This window comes from Streptomyces sp. NRRL B-1347 (genome assembly GCF_000720325.1).
Lineage (GTDB): Bacteria > Actinomycetota > Actinomycetes > Streptomycetales > Streptomycetaceae > Streptomyces.
On the sequence record NZ_JOJM01000101.1, the window covers coordinates 1 to 15,795 of the forward strand.

A 15,795-nucleotide genomic window follows, 5' to 3' on the forward strand; every position below is an offset into this window, starting at 1 on the left:
CACACCCAACACCAACAACGGCCACACCCGCCGCACCACCAACACCACCACCACAACCACCTGCAACCCCAACCCCGCCCACGGCCCAAACCGCGGATGGCCGTTGTCCACATTGCCGATGGCGACCAGGACGTTGGCCACGATCAGAGCGGTGAGAAGAATGAGGTCGGACGCCACGGGACGGAACTTCCCGGTCCGCTGTGCTCCGGCCGTCTTGACGTGCGGCACGACAAGCCCACCCCCGTACATGTCGGCTTCGCGCTGTGTGGGTCGTGGAGAGCTTAATGCGTGCCGCCCGCAGACCGCATCCACCCTTCTGACCTGCGGCTTTAACGCCTTCTTAACGCCTTTGGGGGCTTCGGGACGGTACGCGCGCCAACCGGGCCCTGCATCCCGTGCCCGGAGCACGCCAGGTCCACGAGAGGGGGAACGCGTCATCCGGTCACAACTTTCGTCGGTAGTGGTACCAACGTTTCCCTCTGCCCCGCCGGGTGCCCGAAGCGATTGAATAAATCTTGTCGGCGGCCCGGTGGGAACACCGGGAAGCGGAACAAGAAGCACGAGAGTGCTCACCCCGTACAGAACATTTGAGGAGCGACATGCTGTGGGTCGGCATCGTCCTGGCGGTTCAGGGAATCGGATCATTCCTGACTGAGCGCATCTGGGACACAAAATTCGGTGTCACGGCAGTGCTGCCGGAAGACACTCCCTCGTGGGTGAGCCTGGCGATCGGAATTGTCGGCCTGATCATCCTCGCGTTCTGCGTGAGTTCACGGTCCCGCAAGTCCGTGCACAGCTGAATTTCATAGACTCCCGGTGGCCGGTTCTCCCCCGTAACTGGCCACCGGGTTCCTTTTGGCCGCTCATGACTCGGCGGGGCGGTCACCACATCCAGTCCGTGTGGTGACCGCCCCGCCGAGTGCCGTTCCTAGGACGTGAGGTGCTCCTTCAGGATGCCGATCACGTCGGGGGCGTGGTCCGTGAGGTAGAAGTGGCCTCCGGAGAACACCTTCATGTCGAAGGAGCCCAGGGTGTGCGGCTCCCACGCGCGCGCCTCGTCAAGGGTGGTGCGCGGGTCGTCGTCGCCGACCAGGACGGTGATGGGGCTGCCGATCTGCGCACCGGCCTCGGCGCGGTAGGTCTCGATGGCGGTGTAGTCGCTGCGGATGGCCGGCAGGACCATGCGCAGCACCTCCTCGTCACCGAGCACCCGCGGGTCCGTGCCGCTGAGCTTGCGCATCTCGGCGATGATGCCCTCGTCGTCGCGCTGGTGGACGTTCTCGGGCCGGAACCGGGAGGGGGCGCGGCGGCCGGAGGCGAAGACGTGCACGGGGGCCTGCCCCGCCTTCTCCAGGCGCCGGGCCACCTCGAAGGCGAGCACGGCGCCCATGCTGTGCCCGAAGAAGGTCAGCGGCAGCGTGGTGTGGCCGCGCAGCGCTTCGGCGATCCGGTCCGCCATCTCGCCTATGGTCTCGATGCCCTTCTCGGTGTGGCGGTCCTGGCGCCCCGGGTACTGGAGCGCGATCACGTCGGCGACCTGGCTCAGGGCGGCCGACACCGGGAAGTAGAAGCTGGCGGACCCGCCCGCGTGCGGGAAGCAGACAAGGCGGCGGCGGGCGTCGGGAGCGGGGTGGTAGCTGCGGACCCACAGGTCGGCGGAGGCGGCTGTCGTCATGACGGTTTCCATCCATGCTGGTCGGTGGCGTCGGTAAGGGTCGAAAGGACGGGAAACAGCTCGAAGGCGGGCCTCAGCCCGCCTTCGACGGCGTGCGCACGAGCGTTCCGTACGCACGTGAACAGCATGCACCCCAACTCACTTGAGCGGGAAGCGCACTTCTCCGGCCACGATCGGGTTCGCGTAGTTCTTGCTGGAGATCTTGATGCGGTTCAGGGCGAGGCCGGTCAGCGCCTCGAAGACGGCCCTGCGGGCGTTCATGGCGGTGGAGTAGCCCGCGTCCAGGTGCGGGGCGACCTCGACCACGTCCATGCCGACCAGGTTCGTCTCGTGCGCGATGCGGCGCAGCGCGGTGAACAGCTCGCGGGTGGTGAGCCCGGCGGGCTCGGGGGTGCCGGTGCCGGGCGCGAACGCCGGGTCCAGGACGTCGATGTCGAGGGACAGGTACACGTGGTCGGCGACCGCGCGGGCCTCCTCGATGACCTTGTCGATGACCGCGGCGAAGCCGATCCGCTCGATCTCGGCCATGAAGTGCGAGCGCATCCCGGCCCGGCGCATCCAGTTGAACAGCTGGTCGTCGGGGCCCGAGATGGTGCGGATGCCGACCTGGATGACGTTCGGTCCCGGCACCATCTCCTCGTCGATGAGGCGCCGGATCGGCGTGGTGTGGGTGGCGCGGTGCCCGAACAGCTCCTCGTGGCAGTCCGGGTGCGCGTCGAAGTGGATGACCGCGATGGAGCCGCGCCCGTGCACCTCCGACAGGGCGCCCACGCTCGGCCACAGCAGCGAGTGGTCGCCGCCCAGGACGACGGGCCGGGCCCCGACCTCGGCGATCTCACGGACCAGGCTGCGGATGGGCTCCATGGACCGGGTGATGTCGAAGGGGTCGACGGCCGCGTCCCCGTAGTCGACGACCTTGAGGATGTTGAAGGGGTTGACCCGGGTCGCGGAGTGCACGAACCCCTCGGGGGTGGCGTACAGGTAGCGCTCGTCGGCGCGGATCGCGCGCGGACCGTAGGCGGCGCCGCGGTGGCCGCTGGAGACGTCCACGGGACAGCCCACGACGGCGACGTCCACCTCGCCCGCCCGCAGGTCCTCCTGGGTGAGGGCGAGGGGGACGCCCATGAACGTGGGCACGCCGGAGTAGGACGGCTGGACGTAGTAGCGGCGCAGGTCGATCGGGCCGGGCTCGCGCCGCGGGAAGGTGGAGCGATCGACCTCCCGCCGCCAGGCCTCGGACTCGGGTGTCTCGCTCATCTCTCTCCTCGGATACGCAAACGCTTCGCTGTGATTGCCACGATGGGCCGTCCTCAGCCTGCGGGTCGTCGTGGCTGGTCACGCCCCGCGGCGAAGCCGCTTTTCGATTCAGCCCCGCGCCCCTTCGGGGCGCTGCCGCTGACGGGAAGGCGGGTGCAGCCGCTGATCACGGGCGAGCTGCGGCGCTGGACGCGGCCGGACACGCGCAGCTCGGGCAGGCGCTCCACCAGGACGCGCAGCGCCGTCTCGCCCTCCATGCGGGCCAGCGGGGCGCCGATGCAGTAGTGGATGCCGCCGGAGAACGACAGGTGCTCGGCGGGGTTCTCCCGGGTGAGGTCGAAGCGGTCCGGCTCGTCGTACACCTCCGGGTCGCGGTTGGCGGCGCCGATGAGGACGACGACGGAGCTGTCGGCCCGGATGTGGTGTCCGGCCAGGGCGATGTCCTGGTGCGGGACGCGCTGGGCCTGGAGGGCGGGCGAGTCGTAGCGCAGGGTCTCCTCGACGGCGCGCGGCGCGAGGTCGGGATCGTCCTTCAGCAGGTTCCACTGGGCGCGGTCGCCGGTCATCGCGAGGACGGCGTTGCCGATGAGGTTGGTGGTGGTCTCGAAGCCGGTGACGGCGAGGACGGTGCAGAAGGCGAGGAGTTCCTCGGTGGTGAGCTTGCCGTCGCCGTGGGCCGTGGTGAGGCGGCTGATGAGGTCGTCGCCCGGGTCCTTGGCGCGCAGCTCGATCAGTTCGGAGAAGACCTGGTCGAGGTCGTCGACGGCGGCGCGGAACTCCCGTGCCATCCTCAGGGACTTGACGCCGTCGATGACGGGGCCGACCTTGCGTCCGGCCCTGACGAACCGCTCGTGGTACTGCTCGGGGACGCCGAGGAGCTCGCCGATCACGAGCAGCGGCAGGGGCCCGGCGAAGTCCTCGATGAGGTCGAAGCCCTCGCGTCCGGCGGCCTGGTCGAGCAGTCCGTGGCAGAGCTTCTCCACCTGGATCCGGTACTTGCTGATCATCTTGGGGCCGAAGGCGGGCTGGGCGAGCCTGCGGAGCCGGGTATGGTCGGGCGGGTCGAGGCCGAGGATGGAGCTGTTCCAGGGGATGTCGGCCATCATCTCGTGCCCGGGTACGCCGCCCTGCTCGCGGTTGAGGAACAGCGTGCGGTCACGCAGGATCTTGCTGCCGAGCTCGTGGCTGCCGGTGACCCAGCTGCCCAGGTGGCTGCGGTGGATGGGGCCCCGCTGGCGGACCTTCGCGTACAGCGGGTACGGGTCCTCCTTGCCCTGGAGCAGATGCGTGAAGGGGTCGCCGAAGAGTCCGAAGGCGCGCAGGATCGCGCGGGTCGCGCCGAGCTTGGCGCTGAACTTGAACCCGGCCGACCTGCTGTCCGTGAGCACGGTCATCACTGCTCCTTGCGCGAGGCGGTCCTGGTGGGCCTGAGGGCCTGCTCCGGCCCCAGGGCCACCACGTCGAAGTGGCGGGTGGTGACGTCGAGCCGGTGCAGGAGCCGGTCGGGCCCGGTGACGCTGACCGCCCCCACGCCCTGGGCCCGCAGGGTGTCCACGACCGGGTGCCAGCGGACGGGGTGGTCGAAGGTGTCGAGCAGGAGGGTCCGCATCTGCTCGGCGCTCGTCACCAGGGAGCCGTCGTGGTCGGCGACCACCGGGAGCGAGGGGTCGGCGAGGTCGAACCTGTCGAGGACCTCCTCCTCGACGCGGGCGCGCAGGCCGGTCAGGATCCGGCAGTGCGCGGGCGGCTTCATCGAGTACAGCGAGTAGCCGCCGACGGCGCTGATGCGCCGCTGGAAGGACTCCAGGACCTGCTCGCGCATGGTGATCATGTGCATGCCCTCGTCGAGGTGGCCGGAGACCTCGTGGAACTCGCCGCGCTCGGCCAGCTCGCCGAGGACCTCGGCGAGCGCCGCCTCGGGTACGCGGGTGAGGGTGAGGGTCACCAGGTCCTGGTGCTCCTGCTCGAAGAACCGCTGTTCGCACAGGGCGAGTTCGTAGGTGAGGCGGGTGGCATCGGCGAACGGCAGGGCGCCGCTGAAGGCCGTCGCGGCCTTCTGGCCGAAGCTGAAGCCGACGCACAGGTCCGGTCGCAGGCCCTGGGTCTCGACGGCCCGGTCCGCGAGGGCCACCGAGTTGATGAAGCACGCGACCTGGGCGAACGCGCCGAAGTCCACCGCCTGGGTGCGGAAGCCGTCGAGGACCGACCGGCCGAGCGCCTCGTCGGCGGCGGCGAGGCGCTTCCGCACGAAGGGGTCGATCATCATGAACTTGCCCACGTCGGTGAAGCGCGAGGGCCCCATGCCCGGAAACACCACGGCGCTGCGTGCCTGGTCGGTCGTCATCGTGTCCGCTCTGTCTGTGCTGGTCGTGCGGTCTGTACTGGCTGCCGGGCCGAGGGGGGCGGCTCAGGCGGGGGTGGCGGAGGCGGCGAGTTCCGTGGCCCGCCCGGCCGCCCGTTGTTCGAGGGCGCGCCGGTCGGGCTTGCCGTTGCGGTTGAGCGGGAAGCTGTCGATGACGACGACCCGGTTGGGGTGTTCGTACGAGGGCAGCGCGTCCTTGATGCGGCCGCGCCACTCGGCGACGTCCCGGCCCGTGGGGTCCTCGACGAAGAAGACCAGCTCGGCGCCGCGCGCGTCGTCGGGCAGGGCGATCACCTTGACGGTGCAGCCCGCGACGGCGGCCCTGCGCTCGATGATCTCCGGGTAGAGCGTGTACCCCATGCGGTGCACGGCGAGTTTGCGGCCCGCCACGAACAGGTTGCCGCTCTCGTCGAGGTGGCCGAGGTCACCGGTGCGGTACCAGCCCTGCTCGACCGGGGCGAGGGTGCCGTCCTCGGCGAGGTAACCGCCCATCATGTCGGGGGTGTTGACGACGAGCTCGCCCATCTCCCCGGCCGCGAGGACCTTGCCCTCGTCGTCCTGGACGGTCAGCTCCAGGCCCTTCATGACCTGGCCGCAGGCGACGGGGTTGTCGGTGGTCGCGAAGGCGATGTTGCCGAGTTCGGTGCTGCCGTAGCTGTCGAGCAGCGGCCGGCCGAAGTCGTCGACGTACGCGTCCGAGAGCGCCGGGTCGAGCGGGGCGGCGCCGCTGCAGAACATGCGGACGCGGCCGAGGGCGGCGCGCACGTCGGCCTGGCGCCGGGCGAGGTTGAGCATGCTGCGGTAGGTGGCCGGGGTGGCGTCGATGACGGTCACCCCGCACTGGCCGCCCATGAGGAGCGAGCGGTCGAGCCGCCGGTGCGGCGCGACGACGAGGGAGCACTCGGCGAGCCAGGCGATCAGCACCATGGACAGGCCGTACTGGTGCGCGAAGGGCAGCAGCGGCAGCAGGACGTCGCCGCGGCCGTGGCCCATGTGGTCGGCGTTGCGGCGCAGGTTCTCCAGGAAGCGGCCGCCGTTCTTGACCACGCCCTTGGGGGTGCCGGTGGAGCCGGAGGACCACATGATCAGGCCGTCCGGCAGGGCGCACCACGCGTCGAAGTCGAGCGACGGCTCGGTCGGGACCAGGCCCGAGGCCTCGACGAGGAGCTTGTACAGGTAGACGGCGTCGCGCGTCTCGGCGGGCATGGGAGCGTCGTCGTCGTACAGGCACAGGCGGGCGCGCGTGCGCTCGACGATGCGCGCGGTCTCGCGGGCGTGCTCCTGCTGGTCGACGAGGACGATGGAGGCGCCGACGTGCATCAGCGCGAAGAACGCGTTCAGCCAGGCCGCCGAGTTGCCGGCCTTGAGCAGCACCCGGTCGCCCGGCCTGACGCCTTCCGCGCGCAGGACCATCGCGACCCGCAAGGTGTCCTGCTCGAATTCAGCGAAGGTCCGCGCCGAATCTCCCGTGAAGATGTTCGGTGTCATCAAAGCCGCCCCCTTTCCCGGTTCTGAGAATCAACGGGCACGAAAAGGTCGAGCAATTCTCCTGCCCCGGTCCAGTCGCCGGGGAGCTAGCGTAAAAGCTAGGCGGCAGCCTTGCGCCGCAGAACCCCTATCCTCCCCCTAACACCCCCTGAGCAGGCAACTTGCCGCTCGCAGGGGCAAGCTGACGGGCCGTGCGAGCGACTACCTTCGACCGTGTTTCAGGCCATCTACTTCATCAGCCGCGGAGGCCCCGGTGGGAGTTCGGACGAAGACCGGTCAGGGACCGGTCGAGGACCAGGATAAAGAACGGCAGGAGACATCCGCGATCCTGCCGGAGGAAAAGGAAGAAAAGGAAGGGGCAGTCGGGCGGGATTCCGCGGGGCTGCCGGAGTTCGCCGGCCGGTGGGCGGGCGCGGTCGCGGGCGCGTCCGGCCTCGCGCTGCTGCTCGTCAGCACGCGGTACGGATTCCAGGGCGACGAGCTGTACTTCCTCGGTGCCGGGCAGCATCTGGACTGGGGGTACGCGGACCAGCCGGTGCTCCTGCCGCTGCTCGCCCGCGCCATCGACGCGCTGTCCGGCGGCTCGCTGTTCGCGCTGCGGCTGCTGCCCGCGCTGCTCACCGTGGCGGGCGTGCTCGTCGCGGCGCTCATCGCGCGCGAGTTCGGCGGCGCCCGGCGGGCGCAGCTGCTTACGGCGGCCGCGTACGGCTTCGCCCCCGCCGTCCTGATCAGCGGGCACGCGCTGTCGACGATGGCGGTCGACCTGTTCCTGTGGACGCTGGTGAACTGGCTCCTCGTCCGCTGGGTGCGCGCCCGCGAGGACCGGCTGCTGCTGTGGGCGGGCCTGGCGACGGCGCTGGCGCTCCAGGGCAAGTATCTGATCGTCGGCTACTGGCTGGTCGTCGCGGTCGCCGTGTTCGCCGTCGGCCCGCGCGAGCTGCTGCGCCGCAAGGAGCTGTGGATCGGCGCCGCGGTCTCCGTGGTCACGTCGCTGCCGGGTCTGATCTGGCAGGCGCGGCACGACTGGCCGCAGCTGGAGATGTCGAAGGTCCTCGCCGACGAGGGCATCCTGGGCGGCCGCGCGGGCTTCCTGCCGTATCTGATCGTCCTGTCCGGCGGCGTGTTCACCGTCGTCCTGGTCTACGGCCTGGTGCGGCTGCTCCGCTCCCCCGAGCTCGCCCCGTACCGCTTCCTGGCGTGGACGTTCCTCGGTCTGACGGCCGTGTTCCTGGTCACCGGCGGCCGTCCCGCGTACGTGGTGGGCGCGTTCGCGCCGCTGTGGGCGGCGGGCGCGGTCGCGCTCGGCCGCGGCGAGGGCGCCCGCTGGTGGCGCTGGCTGGCCGCCTGGCCGGTGGTCGCGCTGACGGCCCTGGTGTGCGTGGCGCTGTCCCTTCCGGTGTATCCGGTGTCGCAGGTGACGAAGACCGAGCAGCCCGACAACAACCCGATGACCGCGGAGACGCTGCGCTGGCCGCATCTGATCGACGCCGTCGAGAAGGCGTACCGGACGCTGCCCGCCGACGGCCGGAAGCGGGCCGTCGTGGTCACGCAGTACTACGAGCAGGCGGGCGCCGTCGACCACTTGGGCGCCGACCGCGGCCTGCCGTCCGCGTACAGCGGCCACCGCGGCTACTGGTACTTCGGCGCGCCGTCGGACTCCTCGGGCCCGGTCCTGTACGTGGGTGCGGACGTCGCGAAGCTGAAGCCGTACTTCTCGTCGGTGAAGAAGGCCGCGAAGGCGGCGGGCGGCCCCGGCGAGAGCTTCGTCGACGGGGTTCCGGTGTGGGTGCTCGACGGCCGGAACGAGCCGTGGTCGAAGATCTGGGAGGACTACGGCCACCTGTCCTGACCGCGCCCCCGGCGCCGCCCGCGCGAAACGGCCCCGCCCCCACCGGATGGTGGGGGCGGGGCCGTCGTGCTGGGCGGGTCCCGGGCGTGCCGGGCGGGGGCCGGAGCCGTGCCGGGCGGGTCAGAGGCGGTCCAGCCACTCCTCCACGGCGCGCGCCGTGGAGCGGGAGTGCTCCTCCATCACCGTGAAGTGGGTGCCGGGCACGTCGACGGTGGTGTGCTCCAGCTTCCAGGACGGGCGCCAGTCGTAGTCCTTCGTCCACTCCATGAGCGGCTCGCCCGCCCGGACCAGGAGGGTGGGCGCCGCGACCTCCTCGGGCAGCAGGCCGAGGAACATGTAGCGGGCCATGGCGGTCACCCAGGCGTCGCCCCAGTCGTTGTCGTCCGCGCCGGGCACCAAGTCGTAGCGGTCGCTGAGCTGTTCGCCCATCGCGGCCGCCATGTCGCCGAGCGCCTTCTCGTCGACGTAGGTGTCGACGAGCACCACACCGGCGGGCCCGGCGCCCCTGCGCTCCAGCTCCCGCGCCACGGCGTGCGCGACGAGGCCGCCGGAGGAGTGCCCGGACAGGACGTACGGCTTGTCGCCGACATGGCGCTGCACGGTGTCGGCGTGCAGCCGCACCAGCGCCTCCTTGTCGGCGGGCAGCAACTCGCCCTCCAGGAAGCCGGGGTGCGTGATGACGCTGACGTCGCGCCGGTCGCGGAAGTACGCGCCGAAGCGGGCGTAGTCGTACGCGCTGGACCGGCCGACGTACGAGGTGAACATCACCAGGGCGGTCTCCTCCGCCCCCTCCGTGGCGCGTGCGAGCGTGAACGGGGCGCGCGGGGCGCCGAGTTCGGCCTCGTCGGTGAACGAGGCGCGGAACTGCGCCATGGTGCGCAGCAGCGGGATCAGGTCGTCGGCACGGCCCTGTCGCGCGGCCTCGTCGTACAGCTCGGCGAGGCCGGTGGCGGGCCGGGGCGCGGCCGGGTCCGGGTGCGCGGGTGCGTCGGGCGTCGGCGCGGGCCGCGGCGGCGCCTGCTCGGTCCGGAGCGGACGCCCTGCCTCGTGCCCGGGCCGCGGCGCCGGGCCGTCCGTCTGGGGCAGGGCCTGCTCCAGGTCGTGCGCGAGGCGCTCGGCGAGGGACCTCGGGGTGCGGTTCTGGAAGACCAGGGTCGCGGGCAGGCGCAGACCGGTGGCGGCCGCGAGGCGGTTGCGCAGCTCGACGCCGGTGAGGGAGTCGAAGCCGAGCTCCAGGAAGCCCCGTTCGTCCTCGACGCGGTCGGCGGACGCGTGGCCGAGGACGGCCGCCGCCTGGTCCCGCACGAGCGCGCCGAGCAGTTCGGCGCGCTCGGCGCCGGACGCGGCCGCGAGGCGGCGTGCGAACGCCTCCGCCTCGGACGCGGCGGCGCCTGCGGCAGTGCGCCGGGCGGGCACCCGTACCAGGCGCCGCAGCAGCGGCGGCACGGCGTCGCCCCGGCGTGCGCCCGCCCGCAGGGCCGCCGTGTCCAGGCGCACGGGCAGCAGCAGCGGCGCGCCGAGGGCGCGGGCGGCGTCGAGGAGTGCGACGCCTTCCGCCGAGGACAGCGGCAGGACGCCGCCGCGCGAGATGCGGCTGCGGCGGGCCTCGTCGAGGTGTCCGGTCATCTCGCTGCTCTCGGCCCACAGGCCCCAGGCGAGCGAGGTGGCGGGCACGCCCCGGGCGCGCAGGTGGTGCGCGAGGGCGTCGAGGAAGGCGTTGGCCGCCGCGTAGTTGCCCTGGCCGGGGCTGCCGAAGGTGGCGGCCGCGGAGGAGAACAGGACGAACTCCGCGAGGTCCTGCCCGGCCGTCAGCTCGGCGAGGTTCAGAGCCGCGTCCAGCTTGGGCCGCAGGACCTCGTCCACGCGCTCCGGCGTCAGGGACGCCACCAGGGCGTCGTCCAGGACTCCCGCGGTGTGCACGACGGCGGTCAGCGGGTGTGCCGCCGGGACCGTGGCGAGGGCCTCGGCCAGGGCGTCGCGGTCCGCCGCGTCGCAGGCGACCACGCGTGCCTCGGCGCCGAGGGCTTCGAGCGCGGCCACGAGGTCGGCGGCGCCCGGCGCGGCCGGGCCCCTGCGGCTGGTCAGGAGCAGGCGGCGGGCGCCGTGCTCGGCCACCAGGTGGCGGGCGACGAGGGCGCCCAGGGTGCCGGTGGCACCGGTGATCAGGACCGTGCCCTCGGGGTCGGGCGTACGGACCTCCGGGGCGCCCGGGTGAACCTGGTGCCCCTGGTGCCCCTGGTGGCCCTGCGTGGCCGCCGGGGCTGTCGCGGGCACCAGGCGCGGTGCGAGCAGCGCCCCTTCGCGGACGGCCAGTTGCGGCTCGTCCAGGGCGAGGCCGTGGGCGAGCAGGTCGGCGGCCGGACGGCCGTCGGCCCGGTCGTCGGCGCCGCCCAGGTCGAGCAGCACGCAGCCGGCGCCGTCGGGGCCGCCCGCCTGCTCGGACCGGGCGGAGCGGGCCAGGCCCCAGACCGCGGCGTGCGTCAGGTCGGGCACGTCGCCGCCGTCGGTGGCCACCGCGCCCCGGGTCACCAGGACCAGGCGGGCGGCGCCGAGGCGCGGCTCGGCCTGCCAGTCCTGGAGGAGGCCGAGCGCCCGGTGCAGGGCGGCGCGGGCCCGGGCCGCGGTGGCTTCGGCGGCCGCGTCCGGGTCGGGGCCCGGCGCGAAGGTGACGAGCACCGCGTCGGGGGCCGTCGCACCGGCGTCGAGGGCCGCGCCGAGCGCGTCGGTGTCGGCGTAGGCGGCCACGCGCGCGCCGGACGCGGTGAGTTCGGCGCCCACCTTCAGGTCGTCGGGGCCGACCGTGGCCCAGGTCAGGGCCGTGGCGTCGGCCGCGCCCGAGGGCAGCGGCGTCCACTCGACGCCGAACAGCGCGTCGCGGTGCCCGGCGCGCCCGCCGCCGGAGGCCGCGCGCAGCTGCTCGGGGGCGACCGGGCGCAGTTCCAGGGAGTCGGCGCGGGCGACCGGCGCGCCCGTGTCGTCGGCGAACAGCAGCTCCACGCCGCCGGTCCCGGCGGGCCGCACCCGGACCCGCAGCACGGTCGCGCCCTGCGCGGCCAGCAAGACGCCGGTCCAGGCGAACGGCAGCCGCACGCCGCCGGTCTCCGCGAAGGGGGCGAGGGCCACGGTGTGCAGGGCGGCGTCGAGGAGCGCGGGGTGCACGCCGAAGGAGCGGGCGTCGCGGTGGGCGCTCTCGGGCAGCCGCACCTCGGCGTACACCGCGTCGCCCGCCGGGTCTCGCCAGGCGGCGCGCAGCCCCTGGAAGGCCGGGCCGTAGGCGAGCCCGCCCTCGGCGAGGCGCTCGTAGAACCCGTCGACGGCCACGGCTTCGGCGCCCTCGGGCGGCCACACGGTCAGGGCCGTGTCCCTCTCCTCGTACGCGCCGTCGGCGAGGGTGCCGGTGGCGTGCCGGGTCCACGGGGCGTCGGTGGCGCCCTGGGCCCGGGAGGAGACGGTCAGCGGGCGGCGCCCTTCGGTGTCGGGGGCGCCGACCCACACCTGGAGCGTGCGGGTGTCGTCGCCGTCGACGACCAGCGGCGCCTGGAGGGTGAGTTCCTCGACGAGCCCGCAGCCGACCTCGTCGCCCGCGCGCAGCGCCATCTCCACGTACGCGGTGCCCGGCAGGAGCACGGTGTCCCCGACGGCGTGGTCGGCGAGCCAGGGGTGGGTGCGCCGGGAGAGCCGTCCGGTGAGCACGTACTGGTCGGCGTCGGCCAGCTCCATCCGGGCGCCGAGCAGCGGGTGCCCCGCCGCCTCGATGCCGACGGAGGCCACGTCGCCCGCTCCCGCGAGGGCCGGCTCGGGCCAGTAGCGCTCCCGCTGGAACGCGTACGTGGGCAGGTCGAGGGTGGTGCGGGCGCCGGGCAGGAGCGCCGCCCAGTCGAGTTCGGCGCCGTGGACGTGGGCCGCGGCGAGGGCGGCGAGCAGCCGCTCGGGGCCGCCCTCGTCGCGGCGCAGGGAGCCGAGCGCGACGGCGCCGGTGTGCGCGGTGGCAGTGGCAGTGGCGTCGATGGTCTCCTGCACCGGGACGGTGAGCACCGGGTGCGGGCTCATCTCCAGGAACAGGCCGTGGCCTTCGCCGAGCAGACCGCGCGTGGCCTGCTCGAAGAGGACGGTGTGGCGCAGGTTGCGGTACCAGTATCCGGCGTCCATGGGCGTGTCGGCCGTGAGCCAGGCGCCGGTGAGGGTCGAGTACAGCGGGATGTCGGCGGCGCGCGGGCTCAGCCCCGTCAGGGCCTGTTCGATGCGGGCCTCGATCTGCTCCACGTACGCGGAGTGCGAGGCGTAGTCCACCGGGACGGCGCGCGCCCGTACGCCCTGCTCGGCGCAGCGGGCCACCAGCTCTTCGAGGGCTTCGGGGTCGCCCGCGACGACGACCTGGGAGGGGCCGTTGACGACGGCGATCTCGACGCGTCCTGCCCAGGCCGCGAGGAGCGTCTCGGCCTCGGCCTTCGGCAGGACGAGGGAGACCATGCCGCCCTTGCCGGACAGTTCGCGGATCGCCTGGCTGCGCAGGGCGACGACGCGGGCGGCATCCCGCAGGGGCAGGACGCCCGCGACGCACGCGGCGGCGATCTCGCCCTGGCTGTGCCCGACGACGGCGGCGGGCTTCACCCCGGCCGCCCGCCACACCTCGGCCAGGGACACCATCACGGCGAACAGGACGGGCTGGACCACGTCGACGCGGTCGAAGTTCGCGCCGCCCAGCTCCTCGGTGAGGTCCCAGTCCACGAACTCGGACAGGGCGTCGGCGCACTCCCGCATGCGCGCCGCGAACACGGGGCTGGCGGCGAGGAGCTCGCGTCCCATGCCCGCCCACTGCGCACCCTGGCCGGGGAAGACGAACACCGGGCGGACCGTGCCGCCGGGGGCGCGGCCCGCGACGACGTCACGGGCCTTTGTGTCGCCCTGCGCCAGCCGGTCGAGGGCGGCGACGAGCTCCGCGCGACCGCGCCCGTGCACCAGGCCGCGGTGCTCGAACCGCGAGCGCGCCACGGCCAGGGACAGGCCCACGTCGGCAAGGTCGGCGCCCGGGTGGGCGAGCAGGTGCTCGCGCAGCTGTCGCGCCTGCGCCCGCAGTGCCTCCGGGGTCTTGCCGGACAGGACCAGCGGCACCAGGCCGGGGAAGACCCGCGGCGCTTCGGCGGCCTCGGGCGCGGCGGCCGGGGCGGCCTCCGGTGCCTCTTCGAGGATCACGTGGGCGTTCGTGCCGCTGATGCCGAAGGAGGAGACGCCCGCGCGGCGCGGCGCGCCGTCCGCGCGGCCGGGCCAGTCCCGGTTCTCGGTGAGGAGTTCCACTCCCCCGCCGGACCAGTCGACTTCGGGGGTGGGGGCGTCCACGTACAGGGTCTTCGGCAGCACGCTGTGGCGCATCGCCAGCACCGTCTTGATGACGCCGCCGACTCCGGCGGCGGCCTGGGTGTGGGCGATGTTCGACTTCAGCGAGCCCAGCCACAGCGGCCGGTCGTCCGTGTGCTCCTTGCCGTACGTGGCGATGAGCGCCTGCGCCTCGATGGGGTCGCCGAGGGTGGTGCCGGTGCCGTGGGCCTCGACCGCGTCCACGTCGGCCGCGGTGAGGCGGGCGTCGGTGAGGGCGGCGCGGATGACGCGCTGCTGCGAGGGGCCGTTGGGGGCGGTCAGGCCGTTGCTGGCGCCGTCCTGGTTGATGGCGGAGCCCCGTACGACCGCGAGGACCGGGTGGCCGTTGCGGCGGGCGTCGGAGAGCCGCTCCAGGACGAGCATGCCGACGCCTTCGCCCCAGCCGGTGCCGTCGGCCGCCGCGGCGAACGACTTGCAGCGGCCGTCGGGGGCCAGGCCGCGCTGGCGGCTGAACTCCGCGAACGAGGTGGGCGTCGGCATGACGGCCGCGCCGCCCGCGAGCGCCATCGCGCACTCGCCCTGCCGCAGCGCGCGCACGGCCAGGTGCAGCGCGACGAGCGAGGAGGAGCAGGCGGTGTCGACGGTGACGGCCGGGCCTTCGAAGCCGAAGGAGTACGAGAGGCGGCCGGAGGCGACGCTGGCCGCGTCGCCGGTCATGACGTAGCCCTCGACGCCTTCGGTACCGTGCAGCGTGGTCGAGTAGCCCTGCGTCGACAGGCCGACGAACACGCCGGTGTCGCTGCCGCGCACGGTGGCGGGGACGATGCCCGCGCGCTCGAAGGCCTCCCAGGAGGTCTCCAGGAGGAGCCGCTGCTGCGGGTCCATGGCGAGGGCCTCGCGCGGGTTGATGCCGAAGAACTCGGAGTCGAACTCGTCGGCTTCGTGGAGGAAGGCGCCGGTGGTGACGTAGGTCAGGCCCTCATCGCCGCCATCGCCGCCGTCGGCTCCTTCGAGGTCCGCCGGGGCGGTGACGTCCCAGCCGCGGTTCACGGGGAAGCCGGTGAGGCCGTCCTCGCCCGCGAACACCATGCGCCACAGGTCCTCGGGCGAGCGCACGCCGCCCGGGTAGCGGCAGCTCATGGCGACGATGGCGACGGGCTCGTCGGCCACGCCGTTGACGGTCGCGGCGCCGCGCGCGGCGGCCGGGGCCGCGGGCTCCGGGAGCGAGCCGAGCAGTTCCGTGCCCAGGTGGGCGGCGAGGGCGACCGGCGTGGGGTAGTCGAAGACGAGGCTGGCGGGCAGGCGGAGCGCGGTGGCGCCGTTGAGGCGGTTGCGCAGTTCGACGGAGGTCAGCGAGTCGAAGCCGAGCTCCTTGAACGCCTTGGCGGCGTCCACCGATTCGAGCGACGGGTAGCCGAGGACGGCGGCGACGTTGTCCCGGACGACGTCGACGAGGGCCTGCTCGCGCTCCTCCGCGCCGAGCCCGGCAAGGCGTTCGGCCAGCGACTCCTGTCCGGCGCCCGCCGGGCCCGCCTGGGCGGCGGCCTTGCGGACCTGGGCCCGGATGAGGCCGCGGAAGAGGGGCGGCACGTCGCCGCCGAACTGCTGCCGCAGGACGTCGAGTTCCAGCTTCATCGGCACGAGGGCGCCGTCGGCCTGGGCGAGGGCCGCGTCCAGCAGGGCCAGGCCTTCGTCGGCGGACAGGGCCGCCACACCCGCCCGGTTCATACGATCGATGTCACCGTCAGCGAGGGCTCCGGCCATACCGCCCTGGTCGGCCCACAGACCCCACGCGAGCGAGGTCGCGGGCAGCCCGAGCGCACGCCGGTGCTCAGCCAGGGCGTCCAG

General features: G+C 73.3%; 8 protein-coding genes. 2 read left to right on the forward strand and 6 right to left on the reverse strand.

Annotated features, from left to right (window positions below; genetic code table 11):
- Positions 1–599: 599 nt before the first annotated feature.
- Positions 600–800: a hypothetical protein gene (locus tag IG74_RS46765; RefSeq protein WP_051856512.1), complete on the forward strand. Its 201-nt coding sequence runs from the start codon at positions 600–602 to the stop codon at positions 798–800.
- A gap of 128 nt (positions 801–928) precedes the next feature.
- Here the strand turns inward: IG74_RS46765 and IG74_RS0141580 are convergent, their stop codons facing one another.
- From IG74_RS0141580 to IG74_RS0141600, 5 genes are all read right to left on the reverse strand, one after another.
- A complete protein-coding gene (locus IG74_RS0141580) occupies positions 929–1,675 on the reverse strand; it encodes a thioesterase II family protein (protein ID WP_030688340.1) in 747 nt (248 codons plus the stop codon).
- A 138-nt stretch (positions 1,676–1,813) separates the two neighbouring features.
- On the reverse strand, positions 1,814–2,932 hold the full coding sequence (gene speB / locus IG74_RS0141585) for an agmatinase (RefSeq protein ID WP_030688343.1): 1,119 nt from the start codon (positions 2,930–2,932) through the stop codon (positions 1,814–1,816).
- Between the two features lie 53 nt (positions 2,933–2,985).
- Positions 2,986–4,326, reverse strand: coding sequence for a cytochrome P450 (locus IG74_RS0141590; protein ID WP_051856514.1), 1,341 nt, complete (start codon positions 4,324–4,326; stop codon positions 2,986–2,988).
- Positions 4,326–5,276, reverse strand: a complete 951-nt coding sequence (locus tag IG74_RS0141595; RefSeq protein ID WP_037827039.1) for an ACP S-malonyltransferase — start codon at positions 5,274–5,276, stop codon at positions 4,326–4,328. The genes IG74_RS0141590 and IG74_RS0141595 overlap by 1 nt, the downstream gene beginning before the upstream one ends.
- Positions 5,277–5,339: 63 nt before the next feature.
- On the reverse strand, positions 5,340–6,782 hold the full coding sequence (locus IG74_RS0141600) for a class I adenylate-forming enzyme family protein (protein ID WP_030688349.1): 1,443 nt from the start codon (positions 6,780–6,782) through the stop codon (positions 5,340–5,342).
- A gap of 253 nt (positions 6,783–7,035) precedes the next feature.
- On the opposite strand from IG74_RS0141600, the gene IG74_RS0141605 reads away from it, so the two are divergent.
- Positions 7,036–8,631, forward strand: coding sequence for an ArnT family glycosyltransferase (locus tag IG74_RS0141605; RefSeq protein ID WP_199818969.1), 1,596 nt, complete (start codon positions 7,036–7,038; stop codon positions 8,629–8,631).
- A 120-nt stretch (positions 8,632–8,751) separates the two neighbouring features.
- Here IG74_RS0141605 and IG74_RS0141610 read toward each other — a convergent pair.
- A partial coding sequence (locus IG74_RS0141610) for a type I polyketide synthase (RefSeq protein ID WP_037827041.1) occupies positions 8,752–15,795 on the reverse strand: 7,044 nt, incomplete at its 5' end.